The organism is Bacillus sp. MYb78, assembly GCF_002975115.1.
Lineage (GTDB): Bacteria > Bacillota > Bacilli > Bacillales > Bacillaceae_G > Bacillus_A > Bacillus_A cereus.
In genome coordinates this window covers 147,468-170,686 of record NZ_PCOB01000003.1, presented here as the reverse complement: position 1 = coordinate 170,686, position 23,219 = coordinate 147,468, and the positions used below count along the sequence as shown (strand labels likewise).

Sequence of the window (23,219 nt, the reverse complement as noted above, 5' to 3'; positions counted from 1 at the left end):
GTCTTTCTAAAAGAAGAATAAATCTTCCCTTTTATTTAAAGATTGTACATGTCTATTTACTTCATCATACAATTCAAACAAATCATCATTCATATTATTTCCTTCAAAAAAATCCTCTATTTTTATCGTCCAAATATCCAATGCTATAGAGTATTTAATTTCCATTGATGGCGTTTTGTCATCTATATCACAACATTTGATAGAATATGTTACCTTATCTCTTGTTGTTTCCTTTATAAGGTCTTTATATGGTCTTAATATATCATCCATTAAATTCATTTCAAATTCCATTTTTGGAAGAATTAAATCATCTAAATCATAATAATGAAAGTTTATGTCTTCTATATATCGTTGTATTTCACAATACAATTCATCTGCTTCTGGATATTCTAACACAACTTCATTTTTCATTTCTAAATAAACATTCCATCCCAATTGTTCATCGCATTTCAATTGGAACAAATATGGATATTGACTAACATGAATACAAATTCCATTCGTATTATTTACCCATTCATAGGAAAGGTTGTTCTCTTTTAGTAAATCAGGTATTTTCTCATTAATCCATTCTATTCCCTTCACTTTACAACCTCCCTTTTTATATGTTTTCTATCTTATTTTATCTTTTTTAAGAATCTCTTTCAACAGAAAAATCTAAACTTTTAAACTAACTATAGTCAAATAAGCGGTTGAATCAAGTCTTTCTTTTATTTTTAAAAAGTTGTATACTGAACTCACAGAAAATCAAAGTTTTTATCATAAAACTCATGTTCTCAGAATAAATAATTAAGGACGAAAGGATGAGGTGATTATATGAATCAAGACAAAGCGGTAAGCTTCAATAAAAAAAGTAATTTCGATTCAGAGAGATTATTAAAACGTTACAAAACTCGTAAATTGAATTTTGATTTAGCCATTCAAAGAAAAGAAAATATCTGGGATAATAAGAGGGCATCTTTATTAATCCATTCTATTCTATCAAACTACTATATCCCACCTATCGTAGCTATTAAAGATAATGACATGTTAAGCGTATTAGATGGAAAACAGAGATTAACTACTTTATTTTCATTTATGCAAGGGGACTTAGTTTTAGATAAGAATACCCCATTAGTTGATGGAGAAAAAATAGCAGGTTTAACTTTCGAAGATTTATCTGAGGAATTCCAATCAACTATTAAAAAATACAAATTTGATTTCTCCATTTCTGAAAACTTAAATGAACAACAAATCGAAGAATTATTCTTCAGATTAAATAATGGTGTGGCTTTACGCACGATTGAGGTGACAAGAGCGGTCTTAGGAAATCGTATCATTTCTTTCTTAAAGAGAATTACAGATTTCCCATTTTTCCAATATAAAATCAACATTACAGCAGGTGCAAGAAAAAGATATACGGACCAAGAAATCGTACTTCAAATCTTAAAACTAATTTATGAACCTAACAGTGGTTTAAACAAACGTGAAATGCAACCATTTATTGATAAATTAAAAAGTGAAGATTTAAAAGCAAGACTAAAAAGCACATTAGATAATGCAATTTTTTACCTAAATGAAGCATTCCCTAAAAAGCAAAAGTTTTTAAAGAAAGTTAACGTTCCAATGCTTGTGATTTTGTCATTAGATGTTATTAATAACAACTTAAATAACAAAGTAACTCCTATCAAATTCGGAGATTGGGCCGAGGCATTCTTTGAAAATACGCCTGAAGATTATAGAATTGCTTGCCAGTCTGGTTCAGCAAGTGCTCAAAATGTAAAGAAACGTTTAACTTCTATGAGAAATCATTTCTGTAAACATTTTGATTTATCTTTAGAAGATTTAAACATAAAAGAAGATGCACCTCAAAAGGAAAAGGAATTAAATGAAGCTATATAAAAAATGAGCCCTAAGTGGCTCATTTTTTTATTGATTCATCATGCTTTTCTTCCGTACCTTCCATCAAGATAACTCTTCCGTCATAGAATTCTTGAATACGATATATTCCTTTTGATGTAGTAAAGTCAAATATTTGTTTATCTGCCTCTATGCTATAAACACTCAATTCTTTTACATCTCCAATTTTATCTTTATTTTTTAATACATATTTTCCTGTTCGTTTTGAAAAATCTGGTTTTGCATTTGTTGTAAATACATTCTTCTTTTCTTCCCCTTTTATTTCGACCACTTTCACGACTTGTTGAAAACGAGTAAAGAATTGATAGGTTCCTTTTGTTGTAATAATAACCTGCTCATTATCTGAATTAGAACTTTCTATAGATTTATATTCACCATACTTCTCTTTCTCCTTATTGATTTGAAGTATATTTTCAGGATATATCTCTATTCCTTTATCTTTTTTATAAATTTCTTTTCTATTTGGAAATGCCTGTTCAATTTCTTGTATTTGATATTCTAATCCGTTTGAAGATGTTAAATACACAAAATAAACGCCTTTTGTTGTGTATAGTTTATATAGGTCGAAGTTCTTTTTATTTACATGAACTGTCCCTTCTCTTTTACTATTTCTAAAGTCCCCCATGTTCAAATCTGCATTCTTTCCGATAAATTCCGTCATGACTTCTTTTGCTTTCTCATCATGTACTCTATTAGGGTTTAACACCATGTCTACAGATAGACCTATCATACATAGAAGTAGGACTGCAAATATAGTTGTTAATGCGGGATGAATTCTTCTTTCTTTATAAAGAATATAAATCCCATACGGAGGAAAAAGCCATAGCCATAAAAATAACTTCCTTTTCCCTTTCTTACTCGATTCCATTTCTTTATCAGTCTTATTTTCTGATTGCACAACGTCTTTCTTTTTCACTTCATTCTCCCCTTTCATATATTTTTAGTCTACTAATATATTCATTGGGGCTATATACTAAAACGGTTCGAGCTTGTTCAATAAAAAAAGAGCAAACGAATTTACTCTTAAACAAAGGATAAAACAGGAACCTGCATTTCCTTATACGTATTTGCTTGTTCCTCTGAAATCATTTTTACTACTTTATCCATTAAACATACCCTTTCATACGATAAGCCATATAATGCTTCAGTGAGACTGAATGAACAGTAGGTATTATATATTAATACCATTTTATTATCCTGTTTATTTAGAATTCCGAAATATCTTCCTTCCATATATCTAATACACCTTTCTCTATACATTTACTTCAAGTTTTTATCTTTGCTTTCATCATCTTCTTTTGGAGCAAATAACAATACTCCTGGTAAAACGGTGATAACGTCAATACTAAAGAATAAAAAAATGGATGCTTTCAGTATCTCTTTGTTAACACCTACGTTTACATTCATTACAATTAAAAGACCAAGTAAGCAAGCTAACACTTTTTGTTGAAAAGAAAAAACGTTATATCGAAAGTCTTTGTTTTTAATCGAGCCAAGAGCTATTGAACCAAACACAACTAAAGCATTCATTCCTATAACAGCCCAAATGAATTTAGAAATCCCCTGAAAGAAAGGTAGGAAGTATAGAATAGCAAGAGGTATTAAGGGAAGAATCACTGAAATTACTAATTCTTTCGTTGTAACATATGCTTTGTTTCTGGACATATTCATTTTTTATTGCCATCCTTCTATGTAAATTTATTTAAAATGAACTTATTTACGAAAAATATACTTATTTCATATGTAAAAAAAGTAACAAAGATAAGAAATGATATGAACGTTGCAGAATGTGTGTCTATTTTTAAATATTCGCTTATTAGTACAATCGCAAGAATAGAAGCACACGATTCAGTCTGAACATCTACTACCCATTTCATAATCATTTTCTTTTGTAAAACTTCATATTTACTGACTGCAATACTAATGGATACAGAAAATAACAGAATAAAACATGAGAATAAAGCTATCTCTTTTTTATGTGTAGATATGAATAGCATACATAAAGAGATAAAAGATGTGAGAAACAGCCAATACTGACTGTTCTCCATCATAAATCGTTTTCTATCACCTTTATTACTTTCTGACTTACGCAGACTGTTCATTGCTTCTATTCGGCTCTAAAAATGTAGCTAATCGACCCTCGTGATAAAAAACTAAATCCTTATCATTTAATGGCATATTGTAAAAATCTTTATAGATTTGAGGGAATTCGATATTTGGAACACAGATAAATTCATATTCATTTGAATAGCCCATTGCATACTCTACAAAACGTTTCGCAAAATATTTACCTGCGGGAACCAATTCGAATACTGTAACTTTAGTAAGAATATTATTTTCAAAACAATCTCCAATAAATGATTCCGTTGCACTTCCGTTAAAGTTCATAGCTTTTTCTTTTGGGATTTCAAAGACAAACTCATCCTTCGAAAACATCCTTACATCTTCTTCTTTACATACACCTTCTTGTAAAAATAATTGCAGTACAGCATACGTAAGATACTCTTCAATCTTAACTTGCTTCTTAGGATTTAAATTACCAAAGATAACTTGTCGAAGGTATTTTGATTGGATGAAATACTTTTCATCCGTAAAAACTTTCATTAAGTCTTCATATGAATCCATTCCTAAAACCAGAGATTTGTCATACCATTTTAAAGCCTGAAAATTAGCTGTTTTTAAATCTACAGAAACAAATACTTTACCGACATTTTCTTTTTGATAGATATTCTGCTTTGAAAATGAATGTTTTTGTACATCATATTCTTCTAATCTATCATGATTAAAAACATCAAATGCATTTGTTTGTTTAATTGTGTTAGATACTTTATCTTTTAATTGATTGTAATAATCCATAAATCCACGTTCTCCACCATTTCTTTCAACAGCGTCCTTGAACATATTATATTTTCTCTTTGTTTGATGTGTTTCATCATATAACTCTAAATAATACGAGAAATACGGCTCTTGAAACACTTTAATTGGTAAAGAAAAATCTTTTACAAATCTATTTTTTAAATCTACAGATAACATCTGTATCATCTCCATTCTATTGACTATAGTTGATATTATAATTCATTTACTACCTTTTAGTCAATTAATTTTTACAAAAAGAGACACAATGTATTTTTGTGTCTCTTTCTTCTTGCTATTTATTTGTATTTTGATAGTTTCCTTCCCACGGCTTAATCTGAGCAATTGGAACAACTAAACAAGGAATTTCGTTTAAAAACATATCTACTGCTTTTCTACGTGCAGAAAACCCATCTTTACTTCCCTGTTTTTCTAATTCATAAAGTGTTTTTGACGCACCATCAGGAATAAAATAATTATCAAATCCGAAAGCTTCTTTTACAGGTTTGTTATTCACAATTCTTCCATGTACCGCTCCTTCATATAGATAAATTCGATTTCCATCATTTGCGGCCAAACAAACTTTCCAAGTTGCTGTTTTACCTTCATATTTACTTATGTTGTCTAAAAGCCATTTAACATTTACTCCTACATCTTCGCCCTCAATGTATAGAGCATTGTCCTCTATAATTCTCATTGCACCTGCTTCTATAGATTTATACATAGCAACTACATCTACTGAAGGATGGTTCACTTCTTGAATATCTCGACCTTTTTCAATATCTATATTATTGATACCAAATCTTTGAAGCTCTTTTAACTTGTCTTCATTCGAAGAAACTAAAATATATTTCGGTTTATTTTGGGGGGCATAATCTACAAATTCTGCATTATATATCCAATTAAATGAAGTCAGAGTTTCTATTTCTTCCTTTGTTTCAATCTTTAATGCGTATAACAAACCATTGATAATTTTATAAGCATGACTTCTATCATCAGAGACAGGCATCATCCAATGGGTTTCCATTCGGGCAATTGCCTGTATGCCTTGATAAGTCGATTCTGTATCTGTATTAAACTCTATATTCAAAGACTCATTCGATAAGGTGTAACCTGATTCAATTGCATTTGCAAAAGCAGTTAGATTCCCCTTTTTTCTTAGCCATAAATATACATCTGTAGCAAGAGAACTACTGTCATCATTTACAACTTTGTCTAAAATGTAGTTAGCAAGAGTTACTTTACTTTCCATACCTTCCTGAGAAAAAATAAGATTACTTTTAAAATACTGATGCACAAATAAAGGGATTGCAGGGTTATTCATTTTTATCCTCCATGTTTCTAATTTCAGCTAATTCTTGCATGAAGTACTCTTTTATTTTATCCACATCAATTTTGTCACTTGTACTTTGCTTAAGTCTTAAATCCTTTTTTACGGAAATCCATGGTGATTCTAACACAGGTAATTCTTCTAAAAAATTACCTGAATAATGTCCATACACTAACCATACAGAATTTATAACTTCTTTTCTTTTTGAATTTATCATTTTTCACACGACCTTATTCAGGTCTTTCCCTCTGTTCTGTTTATATAATCTATCTCTTCTATAAACTGCTTCTTCATTTCTTCTGTATCCATTATGATACTCTTCTTCTCTTTATTTCTTACCTTCTCACTTAGATTAAGAAACGGTATATCTATTTCTATAAGATGATACATAAAACTATCTGAGCATTTTCCATACCTTGTCCATATCCAATCAATGACAGATTCCTTCTTTTCATCAATCATATTCATGCACCTTTTCTTTATAAAATAATTAATTTAATTCATCATGATAGGGAAATTCCATCTCAATCAATTCTAAAATATCTTTTCGACCAAGGAGTTGTAAAGATTGCACGATTCCTGTAAGCACACCATCATAGTGTTTTGCTCTGTGTGGTTTAGTCCTTTCCTGTATGGCACAAGTTATATAGTATTGAATCAGTTCTCTTTCATCATCTGTTAATTTCGCATCTAAAACATAGGGAGATTTTAATTCCGCTTTTTTAATCATCTTTCATTCTCCTGTTCTGCTATTTTATTATTCTCCAATTCCTCCATTAAAGCTTGGATAGATTCTAAATATTTAATCGGCTTTCCATAATGTAAATCTTGTAATGCATTGCATAAGTTCATCCATTGCTCCCCTGTGCCAAATTTAGGTTTCCACCAGTCTTTTTTGTCAACGTTAAATGTAGGAATCTCTTCAGAAATGATAAACGCTCTATAATTCTCTATAATCCATTTTGCTTTGTCTGTACTACATGGAGAGCCTTCAGCTTGTTCAATAAAGTTTTCTAAATGAAGTTCAATAAATTGATAGTGTTGATATAAGAAAGACATGCGATAAAAAGAATTGCCCTCTAATTCAGGATATAGATTAAGTACACACACATCTAAGATTTCACTAAGCTCATGATTGATAAGGGAGTCAAACGTAGATGGGTCTTTTAAAAACTTTTCATATTTTAAAATTGTTGTTTGAATTTCATGATTGTATTTACGAACCATTTCGTTATTTGTACTATTTGCGAGTGCTTGCAACATATTAGACATCATTGATTCAAAATCTTTTTTGATTTGAGTTTTCTCGGTCATTATTCCATATCTCCTCTATGTATTACTTCTTTTGTCCTTCTCGATGAGTCATTGTGAACTTATTATCTGTACTGCTGTAATAAATAATGTACTCTTCTTCTCTTTCTTTATCTGTAAGAATTTTAATGTGGTCATTTATTTTCTTGATGGTAAATTGGTCATTTTCTTGTTCTTTTTCTTCATGGGTATTATTATCTTTTTCTATCTTTAATTGCGGTTCCGTATCTGGTGGGTCACATGCCGATAACAGGAACATGCAAAAAAATGTACTTAATATGACATAAATAAATCTTTTACATTTCACCTATATCACCTGCTGCTTTCATTCCAGCAACTACACGCCCTGTACCACGACAATCAGGACATGGTAATCTACTATCACTTACATGCTCTCGATAAGTTCCTGTGCCACTACACCAATGGCAGGACTGTAATATATAATTCGTTGGTATGATTTTATCTAAGGTTGTTTTTATGTCGTCTTCCTCGAAGAACTCTACATAAATCCACTCTGCATCCCACCCAATAACAAACCCTTGTTTTTTCTCATCCTCTGCAATCACAACATCTACTATTTGACCTGCTTTTATTTGCATTTCCTAATCACCCCTTAGGCTTTCCTGTTTGTTTCATTCCTTTAAATTCATGGTCAAAGATTAATCTTGATGAAAATCCGCTATAATTAGGGTCTAACATATTTTCTGGTAAATCTTCTGTAACGACATGCATGTTTCCCATCCAACTATCTGAAACAATGGTTTGATTGTCTACAATGGCTTGTTTAAAGCTGTCATTCCCTTCCCATGAACGTGCTTTCCCAATGTTTACTTTTCCATGAGTATAGTATTTTCCACTTTCCTTGAAAAAGGTCACCTTAATAATCAAATCTTCTCTTTTTTCCATGTTAAAAACTCCCTATTAGTAGATTGAAATCATAGTTTTTCGTAACGATGTAACAAATCTTTTTCTTTATTAATCTTGTATTCAATAATTTTTAATGTGTCTCTTTTCTCTTTATCCACTGTCAGGTAACCAAAATAAACTAAATGACCTAATGCATTTGTTTTTGTAGCAAATTTCTCATTAAGCAAAGAATTTAATTGTTCTTTGGAAATAGAAGGATTATTCATTACAGCATTTAAAATGAAATCCTCTTGTTCAATTTGATGATTAATTAATCTCAACCAAATTTTATTCGCAACTGATTTTTCAGCTCTTTCACCACACGCACTACATACTGGAATTCCAAATCCCAGACCACCCATGTTATAGCGTTGTACTTTGTTAAATGTATTTCCACACTGACATTTATAACGTTTAGGTTCAGTTGTTCTTACAATCCCCTTTTTTGTAAATAGTTCTGGAAATTCCTTTTTAACTACAGATAACATATCAACCATGACTCTCTCTCCTTCTCTTTATCGTTTCTATTACGTTTATTTATTTTCTAAAGCAGAACAAAAAATCTTTATTCTCTTTTGTTTATTTCGCTGTACTTGTTTACACCCTTGAAAATGAGGGCAAATGTTTCTTTTTAATCCTCTGCCACTCAAAGCTTGATAACATACACACAACTCATAAGTGTCCTCTTCCTTCATTGCAATCGAATTCATCTTGCCTTCTTGTCTTTGAATCGGACAATCATCCATTTTTACATACACTTCATCGGACTCATCTGATGTAGCGTAGACAGAAGCGAAAATCTCTATTTCTTTTCGTTTCATACAAACACCTCTTCTGAATTTCATTGACTATAGTATAACAATTATATTTCTTTAAGTAAAATAAAATTTACATATTTCTTTATGATGAATAACATTAGATATATTATATAAAATAATATAAAGATATAATATGTAAATAAAAGGAGGTAATTATATGGAACAAAAATATATGTTAAACTATTTACTAACAATTGTGGGTTTTATATTTCTTTTGCTATCCAATATACTGAATTTAAATGTATTTGTTTTTTCAATATTCATATTCATCAGTATAACTTCCAATTTTGGGGCGTTCGTCCTATGGATGAGAATGTTTAACGAACATAAACAATCATTGCAAGAAAAAGAGGAATGAATATAATCATTCCTCTTTCATTTCTTTCTGAAACTCCGTAATGCCTACCCCTGCAAAAACTAAGGCAGACAATGAAATCGCTAATTCTGGTGTTTTCGCCTCTACTTTCCAATAACCTTTCGATGACGTGATAGAAAATTCAGATTCCCATATACCACATTCAAAATTCAAATCAAATGAATCTAACTCTCTTACAAGCTTTCCATCTTGAATGAGTCCATTATCCTTTGTTAATTGATTCGCTATCATCCAAGCGTGTTCCAGATTTGTTGATGGTTTAAACGAACGAACAAAGGTGTATTCATTCTTCTTTTCCCCTTGAATCCAACCTTCTTCTTTAAAGGTTTCATCCCTTCCCCATTTAAAGCCCATGACCTTTACTGCAAGTAAAGTATTCATTCGTTCCAACGTTTCTTTTTTCAAAATAATCATTCCTTTTTATAATTTAGATTAGCAATGTTCTAACATTTCTTTATTAACATCCTCCATTTTTAAGTTCATGCTATTTTCCACACGTTTCTTTTCATACTCAATTTGTTCTTTAATTACTTCGCATTGTTTTTTGTAGCATTGTCTACATTCTTCTTCTGTAAAGAAAATATTTAAGGATATGCCTGTAATGGAACGATAACCAGTATTATCATATGGGACAATGATTTTACTTAATGGTGCTCCTTTTTTACCAAGTGGTCGAAAGTGATACGATGAATAATAAACTGTTTTGTTCTTTGGTAGTTTAGCATTATCAATTACTGCTACTTCTTGAGGTGGTACATGACGAATTGCCGATTCTAAAATGTTATTATGACGATAATCACAAATCCATACCTTATCGCCTTCCTTCACCGTATCACCTATTAGCTCTTCAAAATCAATGTATTCCATCTTTAATTCCTCCTTATTTTTAATCAAAGTTGCTAAGTCAAATACATAATAAAGAAGCAGATTGGAAGCATACCTACCAGAGTCCAAACCGCTCCATATATGTGATGTTTGGCTATTTCTTTTTCAAATGGTGATTTCTCTGTCTTCAATTTCTTTAATCCTAAATATCCCTTTATAAAAACAAAAAATAGTATTGTACCTAAGAATCCAATAGAAAATATTGTTTTATCATTATAAATAAAATAATGGATTATAATTAAAATGCTAAGAAATACCCTGATTATTTCTACTAAGAATATAATGTTTCTTTTGTTAATTCTTGATGTAAGCATAATTAGATTCGTTTCTTCTTAAAAAATGTAGTAAAATGATGTCCACATTGCTGTTAGAACGATACTTTCAAATGCAAATAGTCCAACTAAAAATGGTACATCTTTAATGAATGGTTTTCCTTCTCGAATCATGATAAATCTCTCCCTTTTAAATTATATATTTTAATAAAATTAATAATTTTATCAGTTAAATAATAGTCCTATAACAACCTAATTCATGACAAGGTTCGTTTGGCTCTGATTTTCCCCAATCTAATGTAACAAAAAACTTGTCAAGAAGTTCATTGCGTTCATGTTTCAAATACCCCGTAGACACTCCAAATCCTTCTTTAACCAATTCTTGAGTAATGAGAGTTTTATATTGAAACGCTTCTCTATGTAGTTCCACAGTCAATGAGTAAGCACCTTTATCTGCTTCTATTTCTGCCCTTCGGATAAGAAAATTAATATATTTTTTATCTGTCATTTCCTCATTACTTTTACTGGCTCTTTCATATAATTTCTTTGCAATCATATACAATATCTCTCCTTTATATGATTAGAGATTTTGTAGCATTTTCACATACCACACATCGTTGATATCTGCATCTGTAATTTCTTTTAATTCTTCTTCAGAATTAATTTTGCCCCACCAACTACCCGCTCCATAAATGATTTCTTTCAATTCAGGAACAAAAATAGCAGGATTATAATGTCTTGTAATGGATAGTTCCTTACTATTCGGATTATGAGATACAAATAGACCGATATCAGCATCCCCTAAAAAAATACCTAAATATGTTTTTCCTTCATATTTTTCATTACAAGGTCTTACTTTTACCAATTGACCACATTTCCCATTATATGTTTTGGTTCGAATACCTTTTTCCTTAGGAGTATCAATACCACTAATCTCTAATGGATATTCTATAAATTTCGATTTAAACTCCTTGCAGTCAATTTGTTTTTCAATTTCTTCCTCATATTTATCATCTGGAATGTTACTAAAATCCCTTTGTTCTTTTTTACATACAGTTGTTATATCAGAAAAACCCTCACCAAATCCTATTTTGTGATTCCTACACCGTTTACAGTTAACTACTCTCGTCATTGCACATTCTCCTTTTCTTCTTTATAAAAAGGAGCTAAATATTCATTTATAAATGCAATTAATAAGTCTACATCTTCTTTCGAAGCACTTTCGTCCATTAAAAAGAAATCTAATCTAAGATACTTACTGTATTCGCCATCACCATGATATTCATCAACTGCAACAACGACTAATTCAATGTTTTCTCCAACAGGAACTAAATATTCTTGAGAACCATCTGTTACAGGGAAGTCCAATTTATACGGATATTTCTTTATTTCAGTATCTTCGATGTATTGATTAACAGCCTCTAATACCTCTTCACAAACATCTTCTTGAAAAACTCCAGGATAATCACTGCATTGCTCTCTAAAATAAGTTGATAATTGCTTATTTAGTTCCGTTCTGATTTGAGTAATTCTCGAAGTCATAGCTACTAAAAGCCCTTGTACTTCTGCATCCATTATAATTGCGAATTCTGATTTTAGAAGTTTCATAATAACATCCCTTTCTTTTTACTTCATCGTTTTATTCCATAAAGAATCTAATGCTTCTTCTGTATATGTACTAAGCTGAGTATTCGACAACCCTGTTTTTGATTCCAGTAGAAGTTTCATCCATTCAATTGTTTCGGTTTTAAAGCCTCCATCTAACGTAACCATTTTTACCTTCGCTTCATTTGCAGGTAAAACAACTACTGTTGCTCTTGAAAGCCCACTTCGCTTCTCTAATCTATCGTAAAATTGATTTAACACAATCCCTTTCATTCTCGTCCATCTCCCATCACTACAACTTCAAAATGCTCTTGAAACCAATCATCTCTTTCTCCTCTTGAGTCTGATAATCCATGCTTCTTTTGAAATTCACTCATAGATTCAATATATGCACCATTTTTTAATAACGGATAAATTTTTCCTTGTTTAAAATCCTCTCCTGCTGTTTCATCAACAACTACAGATTTAATGCACTTCAATTGTCTTTCACTCTTTTTATATCCTAAAACTTCATATTTTGCAGATATATCACTATGACTTAAGCACACTCGTTGTGAATCTGAAAAGCCATCTTCATCACAATAATTAAAAAGGCAGTAACTTTCATACTCAAGATGATTCTCATCCTGTATTAATGGAATTTTTTTTATATACCAATTCTCTTCTGCATAATGAGCCTTAAATACCTGATTTGGCTTTGCATATGCAATAATGTCTGCCAAATTTACACATTCACCTGTCGTTAATATTCGGTTCATACTCGTTCACCTCATGATTTAATTATGTAAAGGGACAATCCCTTTTGCTTCTATACAAATACCTACATGTTTTACAAACGTAGGATGATTCATTTCTTCTACAATCTTTCCTGCTTCCACTTTGTTAAATGGAGTTGCATTTGATTTATGCTCTTCTCCAAATACATCCTCTACAAAATGAGGTCGAGAAGAAAATCTTGCATATTTTTCATTTGTTAATTGAATGATATAGAGCTCATCATCTTTCATACTAATTACCCCCGTTCATTTATTAACTCTAAAAGGATTATATTATTTATATCAACTATAGTCAATAATATTTTACGAAAATAAAAAAAGAGAGATTCATCTCTCTTTTATCATTGCTTATTCTCTTGTGGAGTTTCCATTTGTTGTGATGTCTCTTCTGTTCCAAATTCAATATCAATATACGTAGAAAATGGTTTTATAGATAAATCCTTGGCTTCGTTTTTTACCTGTTCGTTTATTTGACCATTTTGTTTCTCAATGATAGATAAATAGTCTTTTAACATTTTAGCTACTTGTGTACCTTTATTTTCTTTAATAATAGACTCGAATTCTTTTTTAATATTAGGTTTCATCTTTCCATCTTCAACAAAGAACGTATGGTCAACACCTAATAAAATACTATATAAGTATCTTCCACTGTTCGCCCAAGATTCTTTATAGTTTCCATCTTTCCATTTTGATTCATTTTTCTCAATCTCTTTAATTTGACTTGCAATCTCTTTTAAATCAAACTCTTCATTTTTCGAATCAAAAATTTCGTGCTCACTTTGCTTTTTGTTAAATTGAAGGAATGTTTTTAAATCATCATCCATATATTTCCCATAATTATCAAGAACATATTGATAATCTACAGCTAAGTAAAACGTTTCAGAGCCTTTATCTTGCTTCACTTTTAAATGTAGCTTTTCTGCTTCTGCCAATAATCCCTTCACTAATCCCTCGTCTAATTTATCAATAGATTCATGTTTTGTGACGTCTACTTTTTTATCTTTCATCACTTTTAGTAAATCAGATTGCAATGGTCCCATTTTTACTTTTAATTCACCACTGTCTTGCTGTACAGAGAACATATATGCATTTAGTACGTCTGAAGCGTGTTTCTTATCTAACTTCATAATTTTATTCTTAAAAGTAGACTCTACTTCCTGACCACTACCTCGATTTGAAACCATCTTATTTACATCATTAACAAATGAAGCTTGTTCTTTGTCATTTAATTTCTCAGTTGTTTTCGTCCCACAACCGACTAACATACTTGCCACTAAGCAAGTAACTAAAATTGGTTTTGACATTTTTGAAACCAACATATCCAACTCCCTCCAAATACTGTTTATCGAAGTAATACATATACTCGAATCGCATCTTCAATTTCATCTTTCAAATTATCCATATCTACTTGGCATTCATCCGAAACTAAAATATCAGCAATTTTATCGGCATTTTTAATTAGCTCTTCTTGAAATTCCTCATTAAAACCATCTGTATACACCCCTTCTTTACAAAAACGTATAAGTTCTTCTTTAATTCTTTCTTTTTGCGTATTTTGTGTTGTATTCATTGTATCCAACTCCTTTCTTTCTTTTTATTTTCTTTATGTATTGTAGATAGTTGAGAAGGAGTATATTTATTGAAATGGTTTTATGATGGATTACTTTCTTTGAGACTAATAATTTTATTTATGCCCCTTTTAAACTCTATCTTGAAATGATGAATTCCTTTTTCTGTTGGAACAGACAAGGTATATACTGTAACAGCTCGAACATCTTTATCATCATGAACATAACTTGTTATCTTCTTCTTTTTCATTTCTTGTTTTGTAAGCTTTGATAGTTCATATAGTGTAGTAGCACTTTTTTCAGCCAATCCCATTTTTTTAGCAAGTTCAATAAATTCAGGACTATTCCCCTTTACTTCTTCATTTATAACTTGTTGATGTAGTCCTTTTCCATTCAGGCTATGCAAAAATGTATTTAACTCTAATAAAAACTCCTGATGAACATTTGCTTCTAAAGTACTTTTCGCTGTTAATGGTGATTCTGTATGTTCAGACTCATGAATGTTACCAATTCTGGATGCATTCTCAATTTTTAATTTATCATCTAAAGTTAACTCGATAGTTTGAATATCAAATGTTTTGTCATCATCTACAGAATTAATATCCACTACGGCTTTATATTTTTCATTGTTATTAACAATCTGTTTACCAAAAGAAGTTAGTGTCACAGAATCTACTTTTCTATGTTCTTTTTTATACACATCTGCTAATGTTTCAAAGAATGCATCATCTTTATTTTTATAGCTACTGGCGAAAACAGAATCTAATAATTTATACATGCTTTTCCCATTTGACATTGTTTTTAAATAGGAGTCCCTGTCTTTTATAACAGACTCAATTGTATTGATTTGATTCTGCATGGTTTCTAAAAGATTTGCTTCATCCTGTACTTCTTCTATTTTAATCCCCATAATAGTAGGTATTTTCTTTTCCTGTTCTTCTGGTTTTACTTCTTTCACGAATGATTTAAATGGAATTTTGTAATACGTACAACCTGACATAACCAATGAACTACTTAATACCATTGCACACATCGTTACTAATTTGAGCTTCCGATTCATACAATCACCACTTTCTTCATGTTTAGAAACACATCTCTTTGGGTCTCAAAAGTTGGAACACCACCAAGTATTTCAAACGTAACAAACGCATCGTTAGGAAGATAACTTAGTATCTCTTCATAATTAAGCAGTCCATCATTTAACTTTCGAGCGACCAATGTGTTCTTTTCTGTCTTTTTTAAATTAGCAAGGTGTAGCTCCTTGATATTTTTCCAATTCATATTCTTTAATGTTTCTACAAAACACGACTTGTCGTATCCACAAGCAATAAATAATTGTGGAATATCAATTGTCATTTTTACTTCATGACTAATCTCTATCACTTCTTCTGGAAGAGATACATGTAATCGTGAATTGCTTCGATTTTCCACGAACACAGGACAATTTGTTTCCTCTTCTACTCTTGTGCATAAACTTTTAAAAATATGCCATCCCATTTTCTTTTTGGACGGAGGATGAATGGTAATTCCATAAACAACTGTCACTTGTTGAAGAGCAATAATGATTTGTATATATTCTTTGTATCGAGACAGAACGTTGTTTTCACTCTGTCCCTTTTTTGTCCAATCCCCATGTAAGATAACAGGTAATGGTGCATATATTTTGTATTTATCAAGTGCTTCTTCCACGGTTAACCCACAGATATCCAATTGTACATAATCTGCTTTACCAGAGACCTTCCGTATACTCATTTGACCAAACTTCATGTTTAAGCCCTCCCTATACACCATTTTATTAACTATAGTCAAAATGATGACCTTAAAAAACCTTACGCTGTAAGGACTTCGTTGACCCTATTTTCATCTATTACAATAGAACTTCTCGACTTCAAATTTAGTAATTCTCTTAATTCAGGATTAAGCCTAAATACCACACCATTTGTTCCTGATACAAGCTCTTTCCATATCTTATCTATGGTTTTCTCTTTCATCGTTGTAAGTGTAATTAAGTTTTCCTTTGCAACATAACCATACTCTTTATAACAGTGATGAAAATAATCCTCTAACATTCCTCGTTCATGTTTAAGCTTTTTTGACCCACCTGAAGTTTCTTGCACATAAATATTTTTTGAAAATTCATCCCCAAAAATATGGGATACCTTGTCTTTTGTTAATGTATGATATTTAATATTATGTTTTATTAATATTTTTGCTCTTTCTTCTGCAATTTCCATTGTATCTTCTACATTTTCTACTAAATAAAAAGAAACAATGTTTCGCTTTTCTTTATTCTTTTTCATTTCTTCTTTTGCTTGATTTAAAAATTCTAATGGAATTTCATCGTCTTTCATTTTTCGAACAAATCCTAATACTGCAAACATATTCATGCATTGATTAATGACAGAAACTGAGTAGTTAGGGAAATAATTATATTTGAGATATTTTGTTGATACGAAAAATATAGCCTGATTTTGATAGCTTAAATGTTTACTAACCAGTGTATTTAGCCCAATTCTATTCATCGCTTTCAAAAGCTCCCATCTATCGCCAACAAGTTTATGTAAACAAGGATATCGTTTAGGCAATATACATTCTAAAGAATCAATATTCTCTTCGTATCTTTTCGATTGAACATGTAGCCATCTATCTTCCCAAATTAAACCGAATTTATGATTTGCAATTCGAATCGTCTTTCCTATTTTTTCGTTATAATACACACTTAATAAATCAATTAAATCCAGGGAATTTGTAACATCAGCTTTACTTCTCGTAAAATATCTACAATGACCTGTTTCACTCATGCTAATCCATGCATGATTCCCTTTTATAAGTGGACATTCGAAATAAGTATTCATTTCAGCCGAATTCAATATCACTTGTGTTAAGTCTACTTTTCCATAAATATCACTTATTCTTGTGTATCCATGTCGAACGTTTTCAATAACTAATTCTGTTATTTTTTGTATGTCAAATACTTCATTTCTTCTTTCGTGAATTAAATTATGGATTCGATTTCGTTGGAACATGTTTAATGGAAAAAAGTTAGGAATGTATTGCACTCAACATCCTCCTTTCATCACTCATTTACTATAGTCAATGAAAATTATAGCATATATATTTTATATTTCAATCACATCATGTATGTTTCATTAGATATTTTTATACTTTTCCTGCAATGTTAGAATTTCATTTGGTAATTTTTCATACCATGCAGGTAAAGAAAATTTAAATAAGTAATGTCGGCAAGCCTTATATTGCTTCTGAATTGATTTGTACGGATGTTTGTTTACATTATGAGCATTGCATTTAAAAACCATTTCTAAGAATACCAGATACCTTTTAAAGCATCGTTGAACGACTTCAATAGCAGGTTTTTGTACACTTTTATTCCGAACAACCCCCAATCGACAACCTATTAAATATTTAAGAACATCTCGTTCTTCCATAATGGCCTCTTTTTCCGACAATTTAATCCCCCACGATTCTAATAAAGAATGACCAAATTTAGGTTTCTCAAATTGACGTAATATATCATCATAGTGATTTTGAATATCTGCTATTGCTTGAAAATACTTTACATGCACTTCTATCACTCTTTTCTCTATTCATCTTCTAATATCGCTAATGATTCACGAACCACTTTCATTTCTTTTCCTAATACACACAAAACACTATATATATCTATCCCGTAATCATATCTTGATAGATTCAATTCATCTGTAACATCTGCCCCATTAAATAGATTAAATGCAACAGCAATTATCATTCTTTTCTTTTCGTTGAACTCATTATTTAAAGCTTCAAAAAGTTTTTGATTGTACTTCATATAAGAACCGTCAAAAGAATACAACTGACTAACCATTTCATTTGAACACTCTATTGATGTTAGTAAGTAGATGATTGCACGTTCTTTTTTCGATTTTATATAGGAAATAAAATGATTGTATTGCAACTGATGAGACTCATTAACAAAATCCATATATACATTCACCCTTCTCTATCACTTTCGTTGTAAACAAATAGTACAACAACCATCAACTATAGTCAATAATTAGTATTTACGTAAGTAAAAAATTATTTACGGAAAAGATTTATTTCCTCCTTTTGATTTGATATAATTAAACGGTAGCATACCTAATAAAGGAGCTGTCCCTATTGAAATTAATTATTTCTAATAAAAGTAAATCGAATAGGATATCAAACATACATTCTGAACCAAACACAACTTTATTTCTTTCAGATGAAGAAATAAAGATGTCAAAAGCATTAATAGAAAAAGAATTGTTTTTTATAAAAACACAACAATCAAAATCCATAGAAGAAAAGGATGTTGAAAGTGTTTCATTTTGGAATTTGATGGAATCTATGTTTAAAGCCACATATAAGAAATTAAAACCTAAAACACAATTGAATTTTGGAGAGTTAGATAGTTACTACGGAGTTATAGAAATGAATGTAGTCGATATGACAAAGACCATATTTACGAAGGAGTCTGTTAGGACAATACAATCTTTAAAATCAAAAATACAAGCTATACACCATGAATGTATAGTTGAATAAAGGAGAGATTTTCTATGAAAGTTGGAGAAAAACACATTTGTCCTCATTGTGGCAGTTCAAATACAAAATGTTTAGGTCATGGTGGATACAAACAAGGCCCAAATGGATTCGGGGATAAAACAACATTAGTTGCCTATCAATGTGATGATTGCAATCAGTCATTCAAAGAGTAGATGAATATATAAGAGAAGCTTCATAACAATTAGATTAGGAGGTGCTTTTTTACATGGATGGTTTTTGCACAGATGTTTTAGAAATCGCTAAATACTTTATTTTTAAGGGTAAAAATAGCGAAAAATATAGGGTAACAAACACGAAACTACATAAATTACTCTATTTTTCTCAAGGGTTTCATTTAGCTATTGAAAATAAACCGATTTTTCTTGAAGAGATTTATATGTTTGAACATGGTCCACTTATAAAATCAGTTCATGAAAAATACAGAAAGTACACTTATCATACAATTCCTGAAGAATGTAATGATGACTTTTCGTTTAATCAAGAGACACGGGAATTTCTGGATGATATATGGAATCTATTTAAATTATATACGTCTAAAGTATTAGAAGAAATTATAACTAACGATGAGCCATGGAAACGTGCAAGAGAAAATTTATTTTTATATCAAATACCTACTGAACCTCTTGATTTAAATTTCACAAAGGAATACTTTAAGAAAGAATACATTGTTGCTTGAAGATTTCATATAAAACATAAAATCTATATAAAAGGAGTAAGAAACGTGATAAACCGATTTTTCAAAGATATGCCTAAGGAATTAAACACTACAGGTAAATGGAGAATTGAGATATTAGCAATTTTCCCAATGAAAGAGAATGTTGTTTATAGCACTACTTATCAAGGACGTTTATGGGTTGCCTATATTAAAGTGAGGCTTAAAGCATTATTAAAGGATTGGTCAACAAGTGGAGATTACTATGGAGTTGGGTGGCGTATTAAAAAAGAAAGTTAATAAAAAGCATCTCGTTACATAAAAAAGACGCATAGAGAAAAAACTCATGCGTCTTCTTCGTGTGTTTATTGTTTGTTGTTCCTATTCCTATCATTTCTTGTAGTTAACAATTCTCCAGGACTTAAAGAATCATAGAATGGTGCAGTTGGAGCAACCCATAGTACGCCAGAACCTGAGAAAGTTTGTAATACCCCTTCACCACTTAGCATCGTTCCTGTTAAGCTCTTCGCTGACTTCTCTACACTGAATCGAATATCTCCAGAACGTAAGATTGCAAAATTACCATCTATTTGTGCTTTTTCGTTATCTAAGTAGTATTCGATAATTTCACTTCTTGGTACAGGTAATGCTAAAACAACTAAACCTGTTCCCTTCAATGAAGTTTGAAAAAATCCTTCGCCCCCAAAAACAGCAGAACTTATATTTTTTTGAGAAGTAGGCTCTACAGCTATGTTTGCGGTACTACAACAGAACATCCCTTTATCAACAATAACTTCTTCATTATTAAGTTGCATGATTGCATAATGCTTCAAAGTTGGTTCTAAATAAATTTCTCCTACACCTCTATATACAGGTTTAACCGCTGATTCACTTGTTACAGTACCTTTCATAACATTTTTTAATAGTCCTGTTACACCACCATTTTTCACTTCACACTCGATATTCCCTTTTAACATGTATAGTGCCCCTGCTTCTGTTTTTACAGAGCCATTCTTTAATGTAATTCGAATTTGTTTAAAAGTAACGTGAGCTTCTTTTGCAAAATATAACTTCATTGCATTATCAACATCTCTCGCTCCTTTTAATTGGGGCACTTCTAATATTTCAATCTTCATTTGTTCTGTCTCTTCTACTTCTAATACTTTATACATACAATCATCTCCTTTTATACATGATTGTTGTATTGTAGAAAAAAGCGTGAGGAACTATTCGATAATAAAAAAAGATGAGGGTTTTACCCCTCATCTTACAATTCAATACTTTCAATTTCTTTCATTTGGTCTCCATCTGATTCAATAATCGTTCTTACTAAATCCAATAATCTATCAGAATACCCTCTTACATAAATGACTGAGCTATCTTTAGATACTTTATGACCTGATTCGGCTAATTGCCAAATGATTAGCTTTGCTCCCGTTTTTTGGTTAATCTTCAACCATGCACGTTCTAAATTATCAGCAGATTCATTATCCGTAAAAAGAATGACAAAATCTTCGTTTTTATACGCATTAAGCAACTGACTGAAATTAGTCCCGTATCCCACCATCGTAGATTCAATTTTATCCGCCATTTCAAAAACGTTATCTTGACTACGTAGTTCTACTTTTTGTGACGTTGTAGCCACTGCAACGACCTCTGTATTATTATGAGATTTTTTAACCATGGCTCCAAATAGTGTAGCGATTTCCATAGGAGATAACCCTCCAAGCACACCAGAAGTCATAGAGCCAGAAGTATCTACGCCCACTTTCAAGCTTTTGTTCTCATTAATAGAAAACGCTTCTTGTGCTACATCACGAAGTAACTTCCCTAAGGCTTTTTGGAACTCAGGAGTCACAACTTTCTTATTCGCCTGAATTAACGCAAATGGCAACATGTGAGAACGTTTATATGCTTCTTTATCTGCAATTTTCGCAGAGACCATATCAACAATTTCTGATGGAATGTTCGTTTCAATTACAACGTCTTGTTTAAAGAACTGACCAATACTTGGATTATAGACCTCTTCTTTACTAACCTCTGTTGCAAATACACGTTCTAAAGCAACTAAGTTTAAAATAAGTGCATTGTAATTTAAACGCTCATAAACGGTTGCATATAAACGTTGCTTATCTTCTGGTAATAACGTAGAAACAGAATGCTTCACTTCTTCTAACTGAATAGAATGCTCTCGGACTAAACTATCCATATATAATGAATACTGTCCTGTTTCCAATCCACTAATAACAATCTTTAATGCTGTAGCTCGTGGGAATGTCAATTCTCCTTTTGAAACATATCTCATCAGCTTTTGAAAATCTTCATCTTTTGCTAAAGGTCTCGTAACTTTAGCAATATCACTAATTTTATTTTTATAACGAGTGGCTTGATATTCATTAATAAGTTGAATAAAACGATTGTTTACTTCTCTTTTTACAGAGCGTCCTAATCCTTTTCGAATACCGCCTTTTCGTGAAATCTCAACAAAGTTATAGAGCATATTGAAATTGCGAATTATTAGTGGGAATGATTTTTTAAACAAGGACTTATCTTCTAATGTAGAAATATAAACCATCCAAATTGTTGGGACCAGTTTTAACTTCCCTTCAACAGCTCCATAAATCGCACATTTCGTTGCAAACTCTGGTTCTTCTTTTAAAGCTCGTTGGAATAACTCCCCTGCATTTTTTAATACATCTTCTTGCTTTGTATAAAAAGTTCCATTTAATAATCCTAAGGTAAATAATTCGACCAATCGTTCTTTAAAACTATTCTTATATGCCAATGCTCCTTCTTTTGTTAACATCATATCAGGATTCATAGCTTTTACTTTATCAATTGTATTCATCTTAACACGCCCCTTTTGAATATATGGTTTTTTAAATTTAAAACTAAAAGAATGAGCCACAAGAAGATGTATTATCCTCTCATGGCTCATTCTTCTAAAACATGTAACATGTTTATATAAAACATAACGAAGAAGAAGGTGCAAGACAGTGGAGGCTGTAAAGTATCTAATCTTTTAAAAGAGTAGATACTTGCACGTTATTTTTATTCACATACAAAACACAAAATTCATTTTAGATTTTAATATCTTTAATCAAATTAATGTAGTCTTGCAAGCACCTCGTTATGATTTTTTCTACGAAATGTAGAAAGTATAAGAAATGAGCTTTGAGGGAGAAGTAATAAGACAGGTGTGAATGTTTTTTCGTATGAGTGTACGCATAAACAATCCAAGTTTATTTTTTAAAATTTGTCGTATTTGTATGTAGTCTTATCAGCACCTCAAAATATAAGCAGAAAAAGAGTAGCTTTCACAATTCCTCTTCTGGTATTAAGAAAAGAAGAGCTTCCACAGTTCTTTTCTTTAAAAAAAGTAAGTTATAA

The 23,219-nt window shown here is 31.0% G+C and carries 37 protein-coding genes; 5 read left to right on the top strand and 32 right to left on the bottom strand.

Features of this window, described 5'->3' with window-relative positions; translation table 11 throughout:
• Window positions 1–6: 6 nt before the first annotated feature.
• The gene (locus CQ064_RS08135; RefSeq protein WP_000675932.1) at window positions 7–582 is read right to left on the bottom strand and encodes a hypothetical protein; all 576 of its coding nucleotides are present in this window, start codon (window positions 580–582) and stop codon (window positions 7–9) included.
• 231 nt (window positions 583–813) lie between these two features.
• Here CQ064_RS08135 and CQ064_RS08130 point away from each other — a divergent pair, with 231 nt between their 5' ends.
• Window positions 814–1,878: a DUF262 domain-containing protein gene (locus CQ064_RS08130; protein ID WP_001070769.1), complete on the top strand. Its 1,065-nt coding sequence runs from the start codon at window positions 814–816 to the stop codon at window positions 1,876–1,878.
• Window positions 1,879–1,897: 19 nt separating this feature from the next.
• Here CQ064_RS08130 and CQ064_RS08125 read toward each other — a convergent pair whose 3' ends face one another.
• The 29 genes from CQ064_RS08125 to CQ064_RS07970 form a co-directional block, all read right to left on the bottom strand.
• On the bottom strand, window positions 1,898–2,812 hold the full coding sequence (locus CQ064_RS08125) for a hypothetical protein (protein WP_000726010.1): 915 nt from the start codon (window positions 2,810–2,812) through the stop codon (window positions 1,898–1,900).
• A gap of 107 nt (window positions 2,813–2,919) precedes the next feature.
• The gene (locus CQ064_RS08120; RefSeq protein ID WP_000399092.1) at window positions 2,920–3,129 is read right to left on the bottom strand and encodes a hypothetical protein; all 210 of its coding nucleotides are present in this window, start codon (window positions 3,127–3,129) and stop codon (window positions 2,920–2,922) included.
• Window positions 3,130–3,156: 27 nt separating this feature from the next.
• Window positions 3,157–3,567: a hypothetical protein gene (locus tag CQ064_RS08115; RefSeq protein ID WP_001057355.1), complete on the bottom strand. Its 411-nt coding sequence runs from the start codon at window positions 3,565–3,567 to the stop codon at window positions 3,157–3,159.
• Between the two features lie 414 nt (window positions 3,568–3,981).
• Entirely contained in the window at window positions 3,982–4,929 is a 948-nt protein-coding gene (locus CQ064_RS08105) for a hypothetical protein (protein WP_000953589.1), read from the bottom strand.
• Between the two features lie 115 nt (window positions 4,930–5,044).
• Window positions 5,045–6,073, bottom strand: coding sequence for a non-canonical purine NTP pyrophosphatase (locus CQ064_RS08100; protein ID WP_001064140.1), 1,029 nt, complete (start codon window positions 6,071–6,073; stop codon window positions 5,045–5,047).
• Window positions 6,066–6,296, bottom strand: a complete 231-nt coding sequence (locus CQ064_RS08095) for a Panacea domain-containing protein (RefSeq protein ID WP_000610792.1) — start codon at window positions 6,294–6,296, stop codon at window positions 6,066–6,068. Before CQ064_RS08095 ends, CQ064_RS08100 begins: the two co-directional genes overlap by 8 nt.
• Window positions 6,297–6,313: 17 nt before the next feature.
• Window positions 6,314–6,541, bottom strand: coding sequence for a hypothetical protein (locus tag CQ064_RS08090; protein WP_000564617.1), 228 nt, complete (start codon window positions 6,539–6,541; stop codon window positions 6,314–6,316).
• 28 nt (window positions 6,542–6,569) lie between these two features.
• Complete coding sequence (locus tag CQ064_RS08085) at window positions 6,570–6,809, bottom strand: hypothetical protein (RefSeq protein ID WP_000591167.1); 240 nt, start codon at window positions 6,807–6,809, stop codon at window positions 6,570–6,572.
• Window positions 6,806–7,393, bottom strand: coding sequence for a hypothetical protein (locus CQ064_RS08080; RefSeq protein WP_000137077.1), 588 nt, complete (start codon window positions 7,391–7,393; stop codon window positions 6,806–6,808). Before CQ064_RS08080 ends, CQ064_RS08085 begins: the two co-directional genes overlap by 4 nt.
• A 22-nt stretch (window positions 7,394–7,415) precedes the next feature.
• Entirely contained in the window at window positions 7,416–7,697 is a 282-nt protein-coding gene (locus CQ064_RS08075; RefSeq protein ID WP_000649856.1) for a hypothetical protein, read from the bottom strand.
• Window positions 7,687–7,989, bottom strand: a complete 303-nt coding sequence (locus CQ064_RS08070) for a hypothetical protein (RefSeq protein WP_001165837.1) — start codon at window positions 7,987–7,989, stop codon at window positions 7,687–7,689. Before CQ064_RS08070 ends, CQ064_RS08075 begins: the two co-directional genes overlap by 11 nt.
• A gap of 7 nt (window positions 7,990–7,996) precedes the next feature.
• Window positions 7,997–8,296, bottom strand: coding sequence for a hypothetical protein (locus CQ064_RS08065; RefSeq protein ID WP_000415282.1), 300 nt, complete (start codon window positions 8,294–8,296; stop codon window positions 7,997–7,999).
• A 29-nt stretch (window positions 8,297–8,325) separates the two neighbouring features.
• Complete coding sequence (locus CQ064_RS08060) at window positions 8,326–8,793, bottom strand: hypothetical protein (protein WP_000228147.1); 468 nt, start codon at window positions 8,791–8,793, stop codon at window positions 8,326–8,328.
• A gap of 36 nt (window positions 8,794–8,829) precedes the next feature.
• Window positions 8,830–9,117 (bottom strand): hypothetical protein, encoded by a 288-nt coding sequence (locus CQ064_RS08055; RefSeq protein ID WP_000823052.1) that lies wholly within the window; start codon window positions 9,115–9,117, stop codon window positions 8,830–8,832.
• Window positions 9,118–9,478: 361 nt separating this feature from the next.
• Window positions 9,479–9,904, bottom strand: a complete 426-nt coding sequence (locus tag CQ064_RS08045; protein WP_003272908.1) for a BC1872 family protein — start codon at window positions 9,902–9,904, stop codon at window positions 9,479–9,481.
• 18 nt (window positions 9,905–9,922) lie between these two features.
• Complete coding sequence (locus tag CQ064_RS08040; RefSeq protein ID WP_000455710.1) at window positions 9,923–10,357, bottom strand: hypothetical protein; 435 nt, start codon at window positions 10,355–10,357, stop codon at window positions 9,923–9,925.
• Between the two features lie 519 nt (window positions 10,358–10,876).
• Complete coding sequence (locus CQ064_RS08030) at window positions 10,877–11,203, bottom strand: hypothetical protein (RefSeq protein ID WP_000560778.1); 327 nt, start codon at window positions 11,201–11,203, stop codon at window positions 10,877–10,879.
• Between the two features lie 24 nt (window positions 11,204–11,227).
• Window positions 11,228–11,779 carry a hypothetical protein gene (locus tag CQ064_RS08025; protein ID WP_000199090.1) on the bottom strand — a complete coding sequence of 184 codons (552 nt, stop codon included), beginning with the start codon at window positions 11,777–11,779 and terminating at the stop codon, window positions 11,228–11,230.
• Window positions 11,776–12,255 (bottom strand): hypothetical protein, encoded by a 480-nt coding sequence (locus CQ064_RS08020; protein ID WP_000771344.1) that lies wholly within the window; start codon window positions 12,253–12,255, stop codon window positions 11,776–11,778. Before CQ064_RS08020 ends, CQ064_RS08025 begins: the two co-directional genes overlap by 4 nt.
• Before the next feature lie 18 nt (window positions 12,256–12,273).
• Window positions 12,274–12,525: a hypothetical protein gene (locus CQ064_RS08015; RefSeq protein WP_000676433.1), complete on the bottom strand. Its 252-nt coding sequence runs from the start codon at window positions 12,523–12,525 to the stop codon at window positions 12,274–12,276.
• The gene (locus CQ064_RS08010) at window positions 12,522–13,010 is read right to left on the bottom strand and encodes a hypothetical protein (RefSeq protein ID WP_001079918.1); all 489 of its coding nucleotides are present in this window, start codon (window positions 13,008–13,010) and stop codon (window positions 12,522–12,524) included. The genes CQ064_RS08015 and CQ064_RS08010 overlap by 4 nt, the downstream gene beginning before the upstream one ends.
• Before the next feature lie 18 nt (window positions 13,011–13,028).
• Entirely contained in the window at window positions 13,029–13,259 is a 231-nt protein-coding gene (locus CQ064_RS08005; RefSeq protein ID WP_000650712.1) for a hypothetical protein, read from the bottom strand.
• A gap of 110 nt (window positions 13,260–13,369) precedes the next feature.
• On the bottom strand, window positions 13,370–14,347 hold the full coding sequence (locus CQ064_RS08000) for a hypothetical protein (RefSeq protein WP_000961332.1): 978 nt from the start codon (window positions 14,345–14,347) through the stop codon (window positions 13,370–13,372).
• Between the two features lie 23 nt (window positions 14,348–14,370).
• Window positions 14,371–14,598 carry a hypothetical protein gene (locus CQ064_RS07995; protein WP_001098599.1) on the bottom strand — a complete coding sequence of 76 codons (228 nt, stop codon included), beginning with the start codon at window positions 14,596–14,598 and terminating at the stop codon, window positions 14,371–14,373.
• 80 nt (window positions 14,599–14,678) lie between these two features.
• Window positions 14,679–15,656 (bottom strand): hypothetical protein, encoded by a 978-nt coding sequence (locus CQ064_RS07990; protein ID WP_001080415.1) that lies wholly within the window; start codon window positions 15,654–15,656, stop codon window positions 14,679–14,681.
• Entirely contained in the window at window positions 15,653–16,363 is a 711-nt protein-coding gene (locus tag CQ064_RS07985; protein ID WP_000668390.1) for a hypothetical protein, read from the bottom strand. Before CQ064_RS07985 ends, CQ064_RS07990 begins: the two co-directional genes overlap by 4 nt.
• A gap of 62 nt (window positions 16,364–16,425) precedes the next feature.
• Window positions 16,426–17,655, bottom strand: coding sequence for a hypothetical protein (locus CQ064_RS07980; protein ID WP_001199405.1), 1,230 nt, complete (start codon window positions 17,653–17,655; stop codon window positions 16,426–16,428).
• A gap of 90 nt (window positions 17,656–17,745) precedes the next feature.
• Window positions 17,746–18,180, bottom strand: a complete 435-nt coding sequence (locus CQ064_RS07975) for a hypothetical protein (RefSeq protein ID WP_000558208.1) — start codon at window positions 18,178–18,180, stop codon at window positions 17,746–17,748.
• A 17-nt stretch (window positions 18,181–18,197) separates the two neighbouring features.
• Window positions 18,198–18,575, bottom strand: coding sequence for a DUF6075 family protein (locus tag CQ064_RS07970; protein ID WP_000348283.1), 378 nt, complete (start codon window positions 18,573–18,575; stop codon window positions 18,198–18,200).
• A gap of 176 nt (window positions 18,576–18,751) precedes the next feature.
• On the opposite strand from CQ064_RS07970, the gene CQ064_RS07965 reads away from it, so the two are divergent.
• From CQ064_RS07965 to CQ064_RS07955, 4 genes are read left to right on the top strand one after another with little or no spacing between them, the layout of a single operon-like run.
• A complete protein-coding gene (locus tag CQ064_RS07965; RefSeq protein ID WP_000766869.1) occupies window positions 18,752–19,156 on the top strand; it encodes a hypothetical protein in 405 nt (134 codons plus the stop codon).
• Window positions 19,157–19,170: 14 nt separating this feature from the next.
• On the top strand, window positions 19,171–19,329 hold the full coding sequence (locus tag CQ064_RS33425) for a hypothetical protein (protein ID WP_000862564.1): 159 nt from the start codon (window positions 19,171–19,173) through the stop codon (window positions 19,327–19,329).
• A 53-nt stretch (window positions 19,330–19,382) separates the two neighbouring features.
• Entirely contained in the window at window positions 19,383–19,853 is a 471-nt protein-coding gene (locus CQ064_RS07960) for a Panacea domain-containing protein (RefSeq protein WP_000348586.1), read from the top strand.
• 45 nt (window positions 19,854–19,898) lie between these two features.
• Window positions 19,899–20,129, top strand: coding sequence for a hypothetical protein (locus tag CQ064_RS07955; protein ID WP_000610361.1), 231 nt, complete (start codon window positions 19,899–19,901; stop codon window positions 20,127–20,129).
• Window positions 20,130–20,194: 65 nt separating this feature from the next.
• On the opposite strand, the gene CQ064_RS07950 is transcribed toward CQ064_RS07955, so the two are convergent.
• Window positions 20,195–21,001, bottom strand: a complete 807-nt coding sequence (locus tag CQ064_RS07950) for an AIM24 family protein (protein WP_000278850.1) — start codon at window positions 20,999–21,001, stop codon at window positions 20,195–20,197.
• Window positions 21,002–21,096: 95 nt separating this feature from the next.
• Window positions 21,097–22,677 (bottom strand): TROVE domain-containing protein, encoded by a 1,581-nt coding sequence (locus CQ064_RS07945; RefSeq protein ID WP_001091977.1) that lies wholly within the window; start codon window positions 22,675–22,677, stop codon window positions 21,097–21,099.
• Window positions 22,678–23,219: the final 542 nt, after the last annotated feature.